Origin of the sequence: Pseudomonas sp. MPB03, from assembly GCF_046605385.1 — a bacterium.
GTDB lineage: Bacteria > Pseudomonadota > Gammaproteobacteria > Pseudomonadales > Pseudomonadaceae > Aquipseudomonas > Aquipseudomonas zanjanensis.
In genome coordinates, this window is the sequence record NZ_CP176770.1 from 5,017,837 (window position 1) to 5,034,055 (window position 16,219).

General features: G+C 61.1%; 17 protein-coding genes. 13 read left to right on the plus strand and 4 right to left on the minus strand.

Translation table 11 applies throughout. The features are described from left to right. Positions 1–56 precede the first annotated feature (56 nt). A complete protein-coding gene (gene uraH, locus ACLH0I_RS21665) occupies positions 57–410 on the minus strand; it encodes a hydroxyisourate hydrolase (RefSeq protein WP_250964843.1) in 354 nt (117 codons plus the stop codon). Positions 411–823: 413 nt separating this feature from the next. On the opposite strand from uraH, the gene puuE reads away from it, so the two are divergent. The 6 genes from puuE (at position 824) to ACLH0I_RS21695 (ending at position 6,603) form a co-directional block, all read left to right on the plus strand. Continuing rightward, a complete protein-coding gene (gene puuE / locus ACLH0I_RS21670; RefSeq protein WP_411385347.1) occupies positions 824–1,750 on the plus strand; it encodes an allantoinase PuuE in 927 nt (308 codons plus the stop codon). Further along, positions 1,747–2,262 (plus strand): 2-oxo-4-hydroxy-4-carboxy-5-ureidoimidazoline decarboxylase, encoded by a 516-nt coding sequence (gene uraD / locus ACLH0I_RS21675; RefSeq protein ID WP_039594512.1) that lies wholly within the window; start codon positions 1,747–1,749, stop codon positions 2,260–2,262. Before puuE ends, uraD begins: the two co-directional genes overlap by 4 nt. A gap of 68 nt (positions 2,263–2,330) precedes the next feature. Continuing rightward, on the plus strand, positions 2,331–3,326 hold the full coding sequence (alc, locus tag ACLH0I_RS21680) for an allantoicase (protein WP_411385348.1): 996 nt from the start codon (positions 2,331–2,333) through the stop codon (positions 3,324–3,326). Positions 3,327–3,479: 153 nt separating this feature from the next. After that, complete coding sequence (locus ACLH0I_RS21685) at positions 3,480–3,983, plus strand: ureidoglycolate lyase (protein ID WP_024618504.1); 504 nt, start codon at positions 3,480–3,482, stop codon at positions 3,981–3,983. A gap of 51 nt (positions 3,984–4,034) precedes the next feature. Continuing rightward, entirely contained in the window at positions 4,035–5,336 is a 1,302-nt protein-coding gene (locus ACLH0I_RS21690) for a urate hydroxylase PuuD (RefSeq protein WP_411385349.1), read from the plus strand. 481 nt (positions 5,337–5,817) lie between these two features. Beyond that, entirely contained in the window at positions 5,818–6,603 is a 786-nt protein-coding gene (locus tag ACLH0I_RS21695; protein ID WP_411385350.1) for an outer membrane protein OmpK, read from the plus strand. A 348-nt stretch (positions 6,604–6,951) separates the two neighbouring features. Here the strand turns inward: ACLH0I_RS21695 and ACLH0I_RS21700 are convergent, their stop codons facing one another. Next, positions 6,952–8,106 (minus strand): patatin-like phospholipase family protein, encoded by a 1,155-nt coding sequence (locus tag ACLH0I_RS21700; RefSeq protein WP_411385351.1) that lies wholly within the window; start codon positions 8,104–8,106, stop codon positions 6,952–6,954. A gap of 36 nt (positions 8,107–8,142) precedes the next feature. Then, positions 8,143–9,075 carry a lipid A biosynthesis lauroyl acyltransferase gene (locus ACLH0I_RS21705; RefSeq protein WP_250964836.1) on the minus strand — a complete coding sequence of 311 codons (933 nt, stop codon included), beginning with the start codon at positions 9,073–9,075 and terminating at the stop codon, positions 8,143–8,145. 118 nt (positions 9,076–9,193) lie between these two features. On the opposite strand from ACLH0I_RS21705, the gene minC reads away from it, so the two are divergent. From minC to ACLH0I_RS21735, 6 genes are all read left to right on the plus strand, one after another. Next, the gene (gene minC / locus ACLH0I_RS21710; RefSeq protein ID WP_411385352.1) at positions 9,194–9,931 is read left to right on the plus strand and encodes a septum site-determining protein MinC; all 738 of its coding nucleotides are present in this window, start codon (positions 9,194–9,196) and stop codon (positions 9,929–9,931) included. Between the two features lie 200 nt (positions 9,932–10,131). Beyond that, the gene (gene minD, locus ACLH0I_RS21715; protein ID WP_003179114.1) at positions 10,132–10,944 is read left to right on the plus strand and encodes a septum site-determining protein MinD; all 813 of its coding nucleotides are present in this window, start codon (positions 10,132–10,134) and stop codon (positions 10,942–10,944) included. Then, positions 10,944–11,198 (plus strand): cell division topological specificity factor MinE, encoded by a 255-nt coding sequence (minE, locus tag ACLH0I_RS21720; protein ID WP_003179111.1) that lies wholly within the window; start codon positions 10,944–10,946, stop codon positions 11,196–11,198. The genes minD and minE overlap by 1 nt, the downstream gene beginning before the upstream one ends. A 183-nt stretch (positions 11,199–11,381) precedes the next feature. Continuing rightward, positions 11,382–12,017, plus strand: coding sequence for an RluA family pseudouridine synthase (locus ACLH0I_RS21725; RefSeq protein WP_018612476.1), 636 nt, complete (start codon positions 11,382–11,384; stop codon positions 12,015–12,017). Positions 12,018–12,264: 247 nt separating this feature from the next. Then, positions 12,265–13,554, plus strand: a complete 1,290-nt coding sequence (locus ACLH0I_RS21730; protein WP_072406529.1) for a M18 family aminopeptidase — start codon at positions 12,265–12,267, stop codon at positions 13,552–13,554. 226 nt (positions 13,555–13,780) lie between these two features. After that, positions 13,781–13,963, plus strand: a complete 183-nt coding sequence (locus ACLH0I_RS21735; protein ID WP_186710120.1) for a hypothetical protein — start codon at positions 13,781–13,783, stop codon at positions 13,961–13,963. 22 nt (positions 13,964–13,985) lie between these two features. On the opposite strand, the gene ACLH0I_RS21740 is transcribed toward ACLH0I_RS21735, so the two are convergent. Then, complete coding sequence (locus ACLH0I_RS21740; protein ID WP_186710122.1) at positions 13,986–14,717, minus strand: UTRA domain-containing protein; 732 nt, start codon at positions 14,715–14,717, stop codon at positions 13,986–13,988. A gap of 349 nt (positions 14,718–15,066) precedes the next feature. On the opposite strand from ACLH0I_RS21740, the gene ACLH0I_RS21745 reads away from it, so the two are divergent. Further along, entirely contained in the window at positions 15,067–16,134 is a 1,068-nt protein-coding gene (locus tag ACLH0I_RS21745) for an ABC transporter substrate-binding protein (RefSeq protein WP_411385353.1), read from the plus strand. The last annotated feature ends 85 nt before the right edge of the window (positions 16,135–16,219 follow it).

Sequence of the window (16,219 nt, forward strand, 5' to 3'; positions counted from 1 at the left end):
AAAACCAAAGAAGCTTATGCGCAGTCGCTTCCAGGACAAGGCAGTTGCTTGGGGGATCAACTGCCTCGATACGTTGAATAGGCGTAGGGCGAAATCAACAAGGGCACGTGGTAGTGCTCTTGCTCGGCCGAAATACCGAAGCGCAGCACCACCACATCCAGGAACGCTGGGTCGGGCATTTGCACGCCACGGGCGCGGTAGTAATCACCGGCGTGGAATTGCAATTGATAAACGCCCGAACGGTAGTCATCCCCTTGCAACAGGGGCGCATCGCAACGGCCGTCGCTGTTGGTCAGTGCGCTGGCGACCCACTGTAGTTGCGAATCTTCCACGCGGTACAGTTCGATCTTGATCGAGCTGCCCGGGCAGCCATGTGCGGCATCCAAAACGTGCGTAGTCAAACGTCCCATTGCTTGTGCGCGCCTCGCTGCAGTGCAGTCCGGCCCGACGCCTCCTGATTCAGTTGAAAGACAGGCCGCACCGTTTCGGAGCACGAAACGCCACGGCGATGAGCGAATTAAGACACTTTAAAAGAAAATTGTACACAATAAAAACAGATATTTTAGCCCTTCGACTGCGCGACGGCACGTCAACCCCAGGTTTAAGACAAACCAATGAATACAAGACCCTCCCGACGATTCATTGACCAACTGGGCAGGTTTCTTGCAGTGTAGACACCGGGAGAGGGCCTTGTGAAAAATGCAAAAATCAGGCTTACAAATCGCACATAAAGTTGTATACAATCATTCCATCGTCGTGACGCCAGCCTGAAACTCATCACCGGGGCGCCACCTACATGGTTCGAACAAGAAGGAAAACTGCAGTGAGCGCTGACTACCCACGCGACCTGATCGGTTACAGCAGTAACCCTCCCCACCCCCATTGGCCGGGCAATGCCCGCATCGCCCTGTCCTTCGTGCTCAATTACGAAGAAGGCGGCGAGCGCAACGTCCTCCATGGCGACAAGGAATCCGAAGCGTTCCTTTCGGAGATGGTCGCGGCGCAACCGCTGCAGGGCGAACGCAACATGAGCATGGAATCGCTGTACGAGTATGGCAGCCGTGCCGGCGTCTGGCGTGTCCTCAAGCTGTTCAAGGAATTCGATATCCCGCTGACCGTTTTCGCCGTGGCCATGGCCGCCCAGCGCCATCCAGACGTGATTCGCGCCATGGTCGCCGCCGGCCACGAGATCTGCAGCCACGGCTATCGCTGGATCGACTACCAGTACATGGATGAGGCCCAGGAACGCGAGCACATGCTCGAAGCGATCCGCATCCTCACCGAAATCGCCGGCGAACGTCCGCTGGGCTGGTACACCGGCCGCACCGGCCCGAACACCCGCCGCCTGGTGATGGAAGAAGGCGGTTTCCTCTATGACAGCGACACCTACGACGACGACCTGCCCTACTGGGAGCCGAACAACCCCACCGGCAAGCCGCACCTGGTGATCCCCTACACCCTCGACACCAATGACATGCGCTTCACCCAGGTGCAGGGTTTTAACAAGGGCGATGATTTCTTCCAATACCTCAAGGATGCTTTCGACGTGTTGTACGCCGAAGGGGCCGAGGCGCCGAAGATGCTTTCCATCGGCCTGCATTGCCGGCTGATCGGCCGCCCTGCGCGACTGGCCTCCCTCAAGCGCTTTCTCGAATACGTCAAAGGCCATGATCACGTCTGGTTCAGCCGTCGTGTCGACATTGCTCGCCACTGGCAGCAAACCCATCCGTATCAGGGAGCGTCCAAATGACCGCCTTCCAAACCCTCAAGCCTTCCACCTTGAGCCGCGAAGCGTTCGTCAAAGCCTTCGCTGACATTTACGAACATTCGCCATGGGTCGCCGAAAAAGCCTTTGACCTGGGCCAGGATCCCTCGATCGACGAGATCGAAACCCTGCACCAGCGCATGAGCGACATCCTGTTGAGTGCCGATCACGCCAGCCAACTGGCGCTGATCAACGCTCACCCGGACCTGGCCGGCAAAGCCGCCGTCCAGGGCCAACTGACCGAAGCCAGCACGAATGAACAGGCGGGCGCCGGTATTCACCAATGCACGGCCGAAGAGTTCCAGCGCTTCACCGAGCTGAACGACGCCTACAAGGCCAAGTTCAAGTTTCCCTTCATCATGGCGGTAAAAGGCAGCAACCGGCACCAGATCCTTGCGGCATTCGAAACACGCATCCATCACTCGGCCGACGCCGAATTCAAATGCGCGCTGGCAGAGATCAACAAAATCGCGTTGTTCCGATTACTGACCCTTTAGCGAGCAGCCCTGCGACTTGAGGCCCTGCAAGCATCCCCAGCCAACCTATTTAAAGGCAGACAAGAAGAATGAAAGCTTACGCCGTACCTTTCGAGAAGTTCGTCAACCTGGCCGACGCCCGCCTGGGCACCAAGATCATCTCGGTTACCGATGATTGGTTCGCCGACGCTAACCGCCTGTTCCAGCCGACCCCGGCCGTGTGGAAGGAGGGCGTGTTCGATGACAATGGCAAGTGGATGGACGGCTGGGAATCGCGGCGCAAGCGCTTCGAAGGCTACGACAGCGCGGTGATCCGCCTGGGCGTGGCGGGCTCGATCAAGGGCGTGGACATCGACACCTCATTCTTCACCGGCAACTACCCACCGTCGGCCTCCTTGGAAGCCTGCTTCCTGAGCGAAGGCGAACCGGACGAAAACACCCAGTGGACTGAAGTACTGTCGGCCGTCGAATTGCAAGGCAACAGCCACCACTACCACGAAATCAGCAATGACCAGGCCTTCAGCCACCTGCGCTTCAACATCTATCCAGACGGCGGCGTGGCTCGCCTGCGGGTCTACGGCATTCCGTACCGCGACTGGTCGGCCGTCGGCGACAACGAACAGATCGACCTGGCTGCCGCCCTCAACGGTGGCCGCGCCCTGGCCTGCTCCGACGAACACTTCGGGCGCATGAGCAACATCCTCAACCCGGGCCGTGGCGTGAACATGGGCGATGGCTGGGAAACCGCCCGTCGTCGTACCCCGGGCAATGACTGGGTGATCGTCGCCCTGGGCCATGCCGGCATCGTTGAACAGGTCGTCGTCGACACCCTGCACTTCAAGGGTAACTACCCCGACAGCTGCTCGATCCAGGGCGCGTTCGTCAAGGGCGGCACCGACAGCCAGATCGAAACCCAGTCGTTGTTCTGGCGCGAACTGTTGTCGAGCCAGAAGCTGGAAATGCACGCCGAACACACCTTCGCCGAGCAGATCAAGGCCCTGGGACCGATCACCCACATCCGCCTGAACGTGTTCCCGGACGGTGGCGTGAGTCGCCTGCGGGTGCTGGGCAAGGTATCGAAGTAAACGACGCACCTGTGGCGAGGGAGCTTGCTCCCGCTGGACTGCGCAGCAGTCCCATTTTTTGAAAAGCGGGGTCGCTTCGCAACCCAGCGGGAGCAAGCTCCCTCGCCACAAAAGCTGAACCACAACACAGAATTTTTGGATAAGAAGACCAGCATGCGCACTCTCAAGATCGAACCGTTGACCAAAGAAGCCTTCGCCCCGTTCGGTGACGTGATCGAAACCGACGGCAGCGATCACTTCATGATCAACAACGGTTCGACCATGCGCTTCCATCGCCTGGCGACGGTGGAAACCGCCACGCCGGATGACAAGGCGATCATCAGCATCTTCCGCGCCGACGCGCTGGACATGCCGCTGACCGTGCGCATGCTGGAGCGCCATCCGCTGGGCAGCCAGGCCTTCATTCCGCTGCTCGGCAACCCCTTTCTGATCGTGGTCGCGCCACTTGGCGATGCACCTGTATCAGGCTTGGTCCGCGCCTTCGTCACCAACGGCAGGCAGGGCATTAATTACCATCGCGGCGTCTGGCACCACCCGGTGCTGACGATCGAAAAGCGGGATGACTTCCTGGTGGTTGATCGCAGTGGCACAGGCAATAACTGCGATGAGCATTTTTTCAAAGAGGATGAGTACTTGATCCTCGCCCCCCACCAATAAGAGAAGGTCCGATCACGCGAAAACAAGCGTGACGGGCGAGAGGTAAAGACTGTGGAAGCACATATGCTGGAATGGCTGAACCTGAGCATTCGCTGGGTTCACATGATCACTGGCGTGGCCTGGATCGGCGCGTCGTTCTACTTCGTCTGGCTGGAAAACAACCTCAATCGCGTCAACCCCAAGAGCGGCCTGGCCGGCGACCTGTGGGCCATCCACGGAGGTGGCATCTACCACCTGGAAAAATACAAACTCGCGCCACCGTCCATGCCGGACAACCTGCACTGGTTCAAATGGGAAGCCTATTTCACGTGGATGTCGGGCATCGCCCTGCTGTGCGTGGTGTTCTATTGGAACCCGACCGTCTACCTGCTGGCCCCCGGCAGCAGCCTGAGCGGTGCTGAAGGCGTGGCCCTGGGCATCGGTTCGTTGCTCGTCGGCTGGTTCGTCTATTCCTTTCTCTGCGACTCGGCTCTGGGCAAGCGCCCCGCCCTGCTCGGCCTGATCCTGTTCGTGCTGCTGATCGCCGCGGCCTACGGGTTCAGCAAGGTGTTCAGCGGTCGCGGGGCCTACCTGCATGTCGGGGCGGTCATCGGCACGATCATGGTGGGCAACGTGTTTCGCATCATCATGCCGGCACAACGGGCCCTGGTCGCGGCCATCGCCGAGAACCGTACCCCCGACCCGGCGCTGCCGGCCAAGGGCTTGCTGCGTTCGCGTCACAACAATTACTTCACCCTGCCGGTGCTGTTCATCATGATCAGCAACCACTTCCCGAGCACCTACGGCAGCCAATACAACTGGCTGATCCTGGCCGGGATCGCCGTGGCGGCGGTGTTGGTGCGGCATTACTTCAACACGCGCCATGACAGCAACCGGTTTGCCTGGACGCTGCCGGTCGGCGCCCTGGCGATGATTTGCCTGGCCTATGTCACCGGGCCCAAACCCATCTCCAGCGCACCGGAAGTAGCAAAGGCGCCGGCCGCCATCGAGTACCAGCCCCTGCCGGAAACCGCCGTGGGCGGTGGCGCCAAGCCCGCAACTGCCCCGGCAGCGCCAGCGGAAAAACCGGCCCAGGCCGCCAGCCCCCAGGGCCCTTCGTTCGAGAAGGTCCACAGCGTGATCCAGGAACGCTGCTCGGTCTGCCACTCGGCCAAGCCCACCAGCCCGTTGTTCAGCGCCGCGCCGGGCGGGGTGATGTTCGATACGCCGCAGCAGATTCAGCAAGAAGCCGCGCGCATCCAGGCCCAGGCCGTGACCACCCAGATCATGCCGTTGGGCAACATCACCCAGATGACCCAGCAGGAACGCGACCTGATCGGCGCCTGGATCAATCAGGGCGCGCGCACCAACTGAGCCACTGCTTTCAATGTCCCACCGCTGACAGGCCGACCGGCAATGACCGGTCGCCCGTCAGCGACTGCCTGCGCCTCAACAATAAAAACAAGAGGAAAGCACCTGATGACCAAGCCCTGCCATCACGCCCCAAATTCGCCGCACACGCGCCGTTACAGGGCACTTGAGCCCTTCAGGACAAGCCCGTATCCTGCGCGGCCGCTCGAAACCGGCCGACACAAAAACCCCCTCAGATCCTGACTGGTCCGCCAACTTAGCCCGGCACCGGTGAATAGAATAAGCATCCTCTTTTCGACTGTTCCAAACAGCTGGATGAGTCTTCTGCGGGTTTCCCACCTGCCTTGGCTCAGCTCTTGCTATCAGCATTCGCCACGCTCAAAAAGCTGACCGAACGGATGTTTTTCATCCATGGAAAAAAGGCGCCACACCAGAGCGCTGACTCGAAAAAAAGCGGTACCACTTACCTTTGGGAGCAAACCGAATGAAACGTACGTGCACCAGCCTGATACTCGCAGGATCCTTGCTGGCCGCAGGCCAGGCGATGGCCGACGACCTGTTCCAGTGGCAGAACAACAGCCTGAGCTACCTGTATGGCAAGGATTTCCAGATCAACCCGCGTATCCAGCAGACCGTGACCTTCGAACACGCCGATGCCTGGAAATACGGGGACAACTTCTTCTTCCTCGATCGGATCTTCTACAACGGCCAGGACGACAGCCAGTCCGGCCCGAACACCTACTACGGTGAATTCAGCCCGCGCCTGTCGTTCGGCAAGATCTTCGACCAGAAGCTGGCACTGGGGCCGATCAAGGACGTGCTGCTGGCCATGACCTATGAGTTCGGGGAAGGCGACAACGAGTCGTACCTGATCGGCCCGGGTTTCGACCTGGCGATTCCCGGCTTCGACTACTTCCAGCTGAACTTCTACAACCGCCAGACCGAAGGCCCACGCGCCGGCGACAACGTCTGGCAGATCACCCCGGTCTGGGCCTATACCCTGCCGGTGGGTTCATCCGATATCCTGTTCGACGGGTTCATCGACTGGGTGGTGGACAACGACACCAATTCCAAGGGCACCTACCACGCCAACCTGCACATCGTCCCGCAGGTCAAATATGACTTGGGCAAGGCCTTGAAGCTCGGCGCCAAGCAGCTATACGTCGGGGTGGAATACGACTACTGGAAGAACAAGTACGCGATCGAAGACAGCGACGGGTTCAAGACCAACCAGAGCACGACCAGCTTTTTGCTGAAGTACCATTTCTGATCCCAGGATCTACATCCGCAGCAATACCCTGTGGGAGCTAGCTTGCTCGCGATTGCGGTGGGTCAGCCTGAGTCGATGCTGGATGTGCCGCCGTTATCGCGAGCAGGCTCGCTCCCACAGTGGATTTATGTCGTACACAGATTTTGTATCCACTGAAGATCTAGTGTGGGAGCGAGCTTGCTCGCGATTGCGGTGGGTCAGCCTGAGTCGATGCTGGATGTGCCGCCGTCATCGCGAGCAAGCTCGCTCCCACAGAGGATTTATGTCATACACAGATTTTGTGTCCACTGAAGATCTACTGTGGGAGCGAGCCTGCTCGCGATTGGGGTGAACCTACTGACATCACTCCTAAGCCAACCCCAGAAACCGACTCAACGCCTCACGCTGCGCCAACGCATCCTGGCGCCCCAGCTCGATCAGCTCGCTGCAATACCCCGCCTCGAACAACAGGTAGCTCAGCACCCCTGCGCCGCTGGTCTTGGTCGCGCCCGGCCCACGCAAGAAGACGCGCAACGCACGGGGCAATTCCTGGCGATGGCGGGCGGCGATTTCGTCGATCGGTTGGCTGGGTGAGATCACCAGCACGTCCACCGGTGCGGCGCCGAGGGCGTGGGCCGGGACGTCATCGGGCAGCAAGTGGCTGAACCCGTTCAGGCGCTCAAGCAACTCGATGTCGCTTTCCAGGCTGTCGATGAACGTGCTGTTGAGCATATGACCGCCGATCTGCGCCAGGGTCGGTTGCAGGCCGGTGTAGCTGCGCTCGCGCGGATCTTGCCCGCCGGCGCCCCGAGGATTGCCGCTGACACCGATCACCAGCACACGATTGGCCCCCAGGTGCAGGGCTGGGCTGATGGGCGCCGATTGCCGCACCGCGCCGTCGCCGAAATATTGCGGGCCGATCCTGACCGGCGCGAACAACAATGGAATCGCCGAACTGGCCAGCAAATGCTCCACCGACAACTGCGTCGGCACACCGATACGCCGATGGCGCAACCAGGCATCGATGGTCCCCCGCCCTTGGTAAAACGTAACGGCCTGGCCGGATTCATAACCGAACGCCGTCACCGCCACCGCCCGCAGCTGCTGCTCGGCGATGGACTGCTCGATGCCCGAGGCGTGGAATTGGGCCTGGAGCAGTTCGCGCAACGGCGAACTGTCGATCAGCGCCACTGGCAACTTGGCCCCCAGGCCCAGCAGGCTGTGGATGAAGAAACGCATCGACTGGGCCAACACGCCTCGCCAGTCGCTGCGCATGACTTGATGGCTGCGCACCGCTTGCCAGAACGCGGTCAGCCGCTCGATGGCCGTCTTGAAGTCCATCGCCCCGCTCGCCAGGCTGACCGCGTTGATCGCCCCGGCCGAGGTGCCGACGATCACCGGAAACGGGTTATCCGCCCCATCCGGCAGCAATTCGGCGATGGCCGCCAGTACACCTACCTGATACGCCGCTCGAGCCCCGCCGCCGGAAAGAATCAAACCTGTAACCGGTTCAGCTGGGGTCATCGCAATGCTCCGTGCTCAAGGTGATATCAAAAAAACTCAGCCGCGTTTGTCGTACAGCTTGGGCTCGCCTGGCGGACGGCTCTTGAAGCGCCGGTGGGCCCAAAGGTACTGCTCGGGACAATCGCTCACCGACCGCTCTACCCACTGGTTGATGCGGATGCAATCGGCTTCCTCGGTCTCGCCCGGAAAATCCGTCAGCGGCGCCTGGATCACCAGGCGATAACCGCTGCCATCGGCCAGCCGCTCCTGGGTGAAAGGCACCACCAGCGCCTTGCCCAGGCGGGCGAACTTGCTGGTGGCGGTGACCGTCGCGGCCTGGACGCCGAACAGCGGCACGAACACGCTTTGCTTGGCGCCGTAGTCCTGGTCCGGCGCATACCAGATCGCCCGTCCGGCCCGCAGCAGCTTGAGCATGCCACGCACGTCGTCACGCTCCACCGCCAGGGAATCGAGGTTGTGCCGCTCGCGGCCCCGACGCTGGATGTAGTCGAACAGCGGGTTCTTGTGCTCGCGGTACATGCCATCGATGGTGTGCTGCTGGCCAAGCAAGGCCGCGCCGATTTCCAGCGTGGTGAAATGCAACGCCATCAAAATCACGCCCTTGCCCTCGCGCTGGGCCTGCTTGAGGTGCTCCAGCCCTTCGACATGGGCCAGTTTCGCCAAACGCGAACGCGACCACCACCAACTCATGGCCATCTCGAAAAAGGCGATGCCGGTGGAGGCGAAGTTGTCCTTGAGCAGACGCTTGCGCTCGGCGGCGGATTTTTCCGGGAAGCACAGCTCCAGGTTGCGACGGGCGATGCGCCGTCGGTCGCCGGCCATCCGATACATCAGCGCGCCCAATGCGCGACCGACCCGCAGCAATAACGGATAAGGCAGTTGAACGATCAGCCACAACAGCCCCAGGCCGCACCACAGCAGCCAGAAACGCGGATGAAAAAATGCAGCTCGAAAACGCGGGCGATCCATTACAGCTTCCATTAAGACATGGGCCGCGCATTCTACATTGTTCGACCCGGGTTGCGGCTGGCGGACGATCTCGTTATAAGTCTCGGCACTTTTAGTGACAAGCCGTTGTACGCCGACCATGAGCCAAACCGAACCGCTAGACCAAGATCCCGTGTTCCAGCTGAAGGGCAGCATGCTCGCCATTACGGTGCTGGAACTGGCCCGCAACGACCTGGAGAGCCTTGACCGGCAACTGGCGGCGAAAGTCGCCCAGGCCCCGAATTTCTTCAGCAATGCCCCCCTGGTGCTGGCCCTGGACAAGCTGCCGGCCGGCGACGGCTCAGTGGACCTGCCGGGCCTGATGCGCGTCTGCCGCCAGCACGGCCTGCGCACCCTGGCGATCCGCGCCAGCCGCATCGAAGACATCGCCGCCGCCATCGCCGTGGACATTCCGGTGCTGCCGCCGTCCGGCGCCCGGGAGCGCGTGCTGGAACTGAATCCGGTCGAAGCGAAGAAAATTCCGGAAAAACCACCGGAGCCCAGCGTCAAGCCGACGCGCGTGATCACCTCGCCCGTGCGCGGCGGGCAACAGATTTATGCCCAGGGTGGCGATCTGGTCATCGTCTCCTCGGTCAGCCCGGGGGCGGAACTTCTGGCCGATGGCAACATCCATGTATACGGCCCGATGCGCGGTCGAGCACTGGCCGGCGTCAAGGGTGATACCAAGGCCAGGATATTCTGCCAGCAATTGAGCGCCGAGCTGGTTTCCATCGCCGGGCAGTACAAGGTCTCCGAAGATTTGCGCCGCGACCCGTTGTGGGGGGCCGGCGTCCAGATCAGCCTGTCAGGCGACGTGTTGAACATCATTCGGCTTTAACGGATACTGCCGCATTTTCCAAGCATCTCTAAAACGAGCGAAAACGGCTTAAACGACGTAGGAAAAAGGATCAGGCAGTGTTTACCGGAGGTAGACCCCGCCCGACAGCCGATTCCAGCCAAGCCTGTCCAATTGCAGCGGTTTTCCAGAGATGTTTTTCAGGGGCTGACAAAGTCCTTTTTCCTTAGGGGTGAAACACCTTGGCCAAGATTCTCGTGGTTACATCCGGCAAGGGTGGTGTGGGTAAGACCACCACCAGCGCCGCTATCGGTACCGGCCTCGCTCTGCGCGGCCACAAGACAGTCATCGTCGACTTCGACGTCGGCCTGCGTAACCTCGACCTGATCATGGGTTGCGAGCGTCGCGTGGTCTACGACTTCGTCAACGTGGTCAACGGCGAAGCGAACCTGCAGCAGGCCCTGATCAAGGACAAGCGCCTTGAAAACCTCTACGTGCTGGCCGCCAGCCAGACCCGCGACAAAGACGCGCTGACCCAGGAAGGCGTGGAAAAAGTGCTGATGCAGCTCAAGGAAGACTTTGAGTTCGTGGTCTGCGACTCCCCGGCCGGTATCGAGAAAGGTGCCCACCTGGCCATGTACTTCGCCGACGAAGCGATTGTCGTGACCAACCCGGAAGTGTCGTCGGTCCGTGACTCCGACCGCATGCTGGGCCTGCTGGCGAGCAAATCCCGGCGCGCCGAGAAGGGCGAAGAGCCGATCAAGGAACACTTGCTGCTGACCCGCTACAACCCGCAACGGGTCAGCGATGGCGAAATGCTGGGCGTCGAAGACGTCAAGGAAATCCTCGCCGTTACCCTGCTGGGTGTCATTCCGGAATCCCAAGCGGTCCTCAAGGCTTCCAACTCCGGCGTGCCAGTGATCCTCGACGACCAGAGCGATGCCGGCCAGGCATACAGCGATGCCGTCGATCGCCTGCTGGGCAAAACCGTGGAGCATCGTTTCCTCGATGTAACGAAGAAAGGTTTCTTCGAGCGCCTGTTTGGAGGTAGGTAATGAACCTTTTTGACTTCTTTCGTGCCAACAAAAAGCCCAGTACCGCCTCGGTCGCGAAAGAGCGTCTACAGATCATCGTGGCGCACGAACGCGGCCAACGCAGTACCCCTGACTACCTGCCAGCCTTGCAGAAGGAACTGGTGGAAGTGATCCGCAAATACGTCAACATCGGTAGCGATGACGTGCATGTGGCGCTGGAAAGCCAGGGCAGCTGCTCGATCCTGGAACTCAATATCACCCTGCCGGATCGCTGATCGCACCGGCGGGAGCCACGGCGGCTCGGGTCCCCACAGCCTTTTTTGTGGGAGCGGGCTTGCTCGCGAAGACGGTGACGCATTCGATATCAATGTGTCTGAGACACCGCTTTCGCGAGCAAGCCCGCTCCCACAAGGGCCGGGCCCGAGCCGCCGTTGGCGTTTGTAGCGAGACTGTTTTTAATGCCCCTGTCCAACATCCGCATCATTCATCAGGACGCCGCTGTCCTGGTGGTCGACAAGCCGACCCTGTTGCTTTCCGTGCCCGGCCGGGCCGACGACAACAAGGACTGCCTGATCACCCGCCTGCAGGAAAACGGCTATCCGGAAGCGCGAATCGTACACCGACTGGACTGGGAAACCTCTGGCATTATCCTGCTGGCCCGTGACCCGGACACTCATCGCGAACTGTCCCGGCAATTTCATGACCGCGAAACCGAAAAAGCCTACACGGCATTGTGCTGGGGCCAACCGGAGCTGGACAGCGGCAGCATCGACCTGCCCCTGCGCTACGACCCGCCGACCAAACCCCGGCATGTGGTGGACCATGAACAGGGCAAACACGCCCTGACCTTCTGGCGCGTGCTGGAACGTTGCGGCGACTGGTGCCGGGTCGAGCTGACACCGATCACCGGACGCTCGCACCAACTGCGCGTGCACATGCTCTCCATCGGTCACCCGCTGCTGGGCGACGGGCTCTACGCCCACCCCCAGGCCCTCGCCGCGTGGCCGCGCCTGTGCCTGCACGCGAGCATGTTGAGCTTCACCCACCCGCAAAGCGGCGAGCGCCTGCGCTTCGAGTGCCCGGCACCGTTCTGAAGTTCGCATGACCTCCTGTGGGAGCTCACTCCCACAGGGATTTGGGGCGGACGCTGAAACCGGATCCGACACGCAAACCAATGTGGGAGCGAGCTTGCTCGCGATGCGTTGTGTCAGACGACAACCCTGTTGGCTGATCTGACGCTATCGCGAGCAAGCTCGCTCCCACAGTCTGCACAACGAACAGATGCCTCCCCATCCGTCACCAATACGGTAAACTCCCGCCCATCGCTGTCTGGAGTGATTTATGCGCGCAGAGTTGAACCAAGGCCTGATCGACTTCCTCAAGGCCTCCCCTACCCCGTTTCATGCCACCGCCAGCCTGGCCAAGCGCCTGGAGGCGGCCGGTTACCAGCGTCTTGACGAACGCGAGACTTGGGCCACCGAGGCCAACGGTCGTTATTACGTCACGCGCAACGACTCTTCGATCATTGCCTTCAAGCTCGGCCGCCACTCACCGCTGCACGACGGCATCCGCCTGGTCGGCGCCCACACCGACAGCCCCTGCCTGCGGGTCAAGCCGCAGCCGGAGCTGCAACGCCACGGGTTCTGGCAACTGGGGGTGGAAGTCTATGGCGGCGCGCTGCTGGCGCCATGGTTCGACCGTGACCTGTCCCTGGCCGGGCGCGTGACTTTCCGCCGCGATGGCAAGGTCGAGAGCCAACTGATCGATTTCAAGGCGCCGATCGCCACGATTCCCAACCTGGCCATCCACCTCAATCGCGAAGCCAACCAAGGCTGGGCCATCAACCCGCAGAACGAGCTGCCGCCGATCCTCGCGCAGTTCGCCGGTGACGAGCGCGTCGACTTCCGTGCCGTGCTCACCGATCAACTGGCCCGGGAACACGGCCTGAACGCCGACGTGGTGCTCGATTACGAGTTGAGCTTCTACGACACCCAAAGCGCCGCGGTCATTGGCCTGCATGGTGATTTCATTGCCGGCGCGCGCCTGGACAACCTGCTGTCATGCTACGCCGGCCTGCAAGCCTTGCTGAACGCCGACACTGAAGAAACCTGCGTGCTGGTGTGCAACGATCACGAAGAGGTCGGCTCATGCTCGGCCTGTGGCGCCGACGGTCCGATGCTGGAACAGACCCTGCGTCGCCTGCTGCCCGAAGGTGAAGAATTCGTACGGACCATTCAGAAATCCCTGCTGGTTTCGGCGGACAACGCCCACGGCGTGCACCCCAACTATGCCGACAAGCACGACGCCAACCACGGCCCCAAGCTCAACGCCGGTCCGGTGATCAAGGTCAACAGCAACCAGCGCTACGCCACCAACAGCGAAACCGCCGGGTTCTTCCGCCATTTGTGCATGGCCGAAGAAGTGCCGGTGCAGAGCTTCGTGGTGCGCAGCGACATGGGCTGCGGCTCGACCATCGGCCCGATCACCGCCAGTCAGCTGGGCGTGCGCACCGTGGACATCGGCCTGCCGACCTTCGCCATGCATTCGATCCGCGAACTGTGCGGCAGCCATGACCTGGCGCATTTGGTGAAGGTGCTGAGCGCGTTCTACGCGTCTCGCGAGTTGCCATAGTTGTAGCTGCCCCCTGTGGCGAGGGAGCTTGCTCCCGCTGGGTGGCGCAGCCGCCCCTAATCTGTAACTGAATGCAGATCGGCCAGTGCTGCGCACTGGAGCGGGAGCAAGCTCCCTCGCCACAATGATGTCCACCTCAAGATTTGGGGAGGCTGTGACACACATCAGCCCACCCCAACCAAACCCCAACTAGACTGTCCTTATCCCCCTCGACAAGGCCGTCGTCATGACCTCGATGTCTGCGCTCAACGCCATGCTGGTGCCCATCATCGCCGGCATGATCCTGCTGGCCATCGGTTTCAACTTCCGTGACAAGAACGTCGGTGTCTTCGCCATGTGGATCGGCATGCTGTTGATCCTCGCCACGGTGGTGATCAAGATCCTGAGCAAGCTCAACGAATCGCTCTGAGCCTGGCGCCGGCCACCGGCGATTATTCCGGCACAGGTTGCTCCGGCACATCCACCCCGACATGGATCGCATCGTGGCGCCAGAACTCCAGGTCACAGTCGATCAGCCGCTGGTGCTGGTCATAGTTGACCCGTGCGATGCGCAGCCCGGGGCTGCCCACCGAGACCCTCAACGCCGCTGCCGCTTCCGGCTGTAACGAGGTGGGCACGATTTCGAACTTCACCCGGCCGTAGTGCAGGTCGTAATGGCGGGCGTACAGCTCGGTGATGGACTGGTTGAGGTCGAACCCGAGGATATCCGGGAAATACTGCGGGTTCAGGTAGTGCTCGACGTACAGCACCAGCCGCTCATCGATACGCCGCACACGGCAGATCTGGATCACGCTGGACAGCGCCGGCAACTGCAACCACGCACACACGGCCGCCGAAGCCGGTTGCAGGCGTGCAGAAATCACTTGGGTAGAAGGCACCCGCCCCTGGGCCGCGACCATGGCGTGGAAATGGCTGCGCTGCATCAGGTTGTAGGCCAGGCGCGGCGGCGAGACGAACCAGCCCCGGCGCTCCTCCCGATAGATCTGCCCCTGGGCTTCGAGCTGCAACAACGCTTCGCGCACGGTGATCCGCGTGGTCCCGAACAATTCACTGAGCTTGCGCTCGGCCGGCAACTTGCTGCCGGGCGCCAGCAACCCGTGGTCGAGTTGCTCTTGCAGCACCTGCCCAATGGCTGTCACCGCTTTGGTTGCATCGATGCGCATCAACGTTACCTATCTGGACTAGACCAGCACTGTTTCGGGGCAGGATCGACGGCTCATCGATCCGCTTCTGAGTCCAGCAAGCCTAGGCACTGCACATGACTGGTAGATGACAGAGCCGCCGAACGGTCGTTTTGCCAGCGTGCAAATTAACGGCCAAGTCCTTGCAGATCAGCCGTTTAACCATGGTCTACGCTTAATTCGCAGCCAACCCCCACGAGCCGGGCATTTCCCGCCGCCTGCGGCACCGACATCAAAATGTCACAGGGCTCGCCTACATTGGCTCAGGTATTGCTGACCTAGACCAACACAACCGCAATCGCAGCGTTGAAAACGCCCATAGGAGCTTCGGATGAAACAGCTTTTCCTGGCATCACTGTTAGGCTCGACCATTGCCATGTGCACCGCCGCCATGGCCGCTGACACCGATCTGAAAACGTTGGAAGCCGCTGCGAAAGCGGAAGGCGCCGTCAACAGCGTCGGCATGCCCGATGACTGGGCAAACTGGAAAGGCACCTGGGAGGACTTGGCCAAGCTCTACGGCTTGAAACACATCGACACCGACATGAGCTCGGCCCAGGAAATCGCCAAGTTCGCCGCCGAAAAAGACAACGCCAGCGCCGACATCGGCGACGTCGGTGCGGCCTTCGGCCCGATCGCGGTCAAGCAGGGCGTGGTCCAGCCCTACAAGCCAAGCACCTGGGAACAAGTACCGGCCTGGGCCAAGGACAAGGACGGCAACTGGGCATTGGCCTACACCGGCACCATCGCCTTCATCGTCAACAAGAAGCTGCTGCACGGTTCCGAAGTGCCGACCAAATGGGCCGACCTGAAGACAGGCAAGTACAAAGTCTCCATCGGTGACGTGAGCACCGCCGCCCAGGCCGCCAACGGCGTGCTGGCCGCGGCCCTGGCCAACGGCGGCGACGAGAAGAACGTCCAGCCGGCGCTGTTGATGTTTGCCGATATCGCCAAGCAAGGACGCCTGTCCATGGCCAACCCGACCATCGCCACGATGGAGAAAGGTGAAGTCGAAGTCGGCGTGGTCTGGGATTTCAACGGCCTGAGCTACAAGGCCAAGATGGCCAACCCCGATGACTACGTCGTACTGATTCCGTCCGACGGCTCGGTGATCTCCGGCTACACCACCATCATCAACAAATACGCCAAGCACCCGAACGCCGCCAAGTTGGCCCGTGAGTACATCTTCAGCGACGCCGGCCAGATCAACCTGGCCAAGGGCAATGCCCGTCCAATCCGCGCCGAGCACCTGAAACTGCCGGAAGAGGTCCAGGCCAAACTGCTGCCGAACGAGCAGTACAAAGGCGTGACCCCGATCAAGGATGCGGATGCGTGGGAGAAGACTTCCAAGGCACTGCCGCAGAAGTGGCAGGAAGAAGTGATCATCAACATGCAATAAGGCGGTCGCTCCCGCTCGGAGATCCACTGGAAATCCAACTGTGAGAGCAAGCCCCGTGGGAGCGAGCTTGCTCGCGATGAACGAT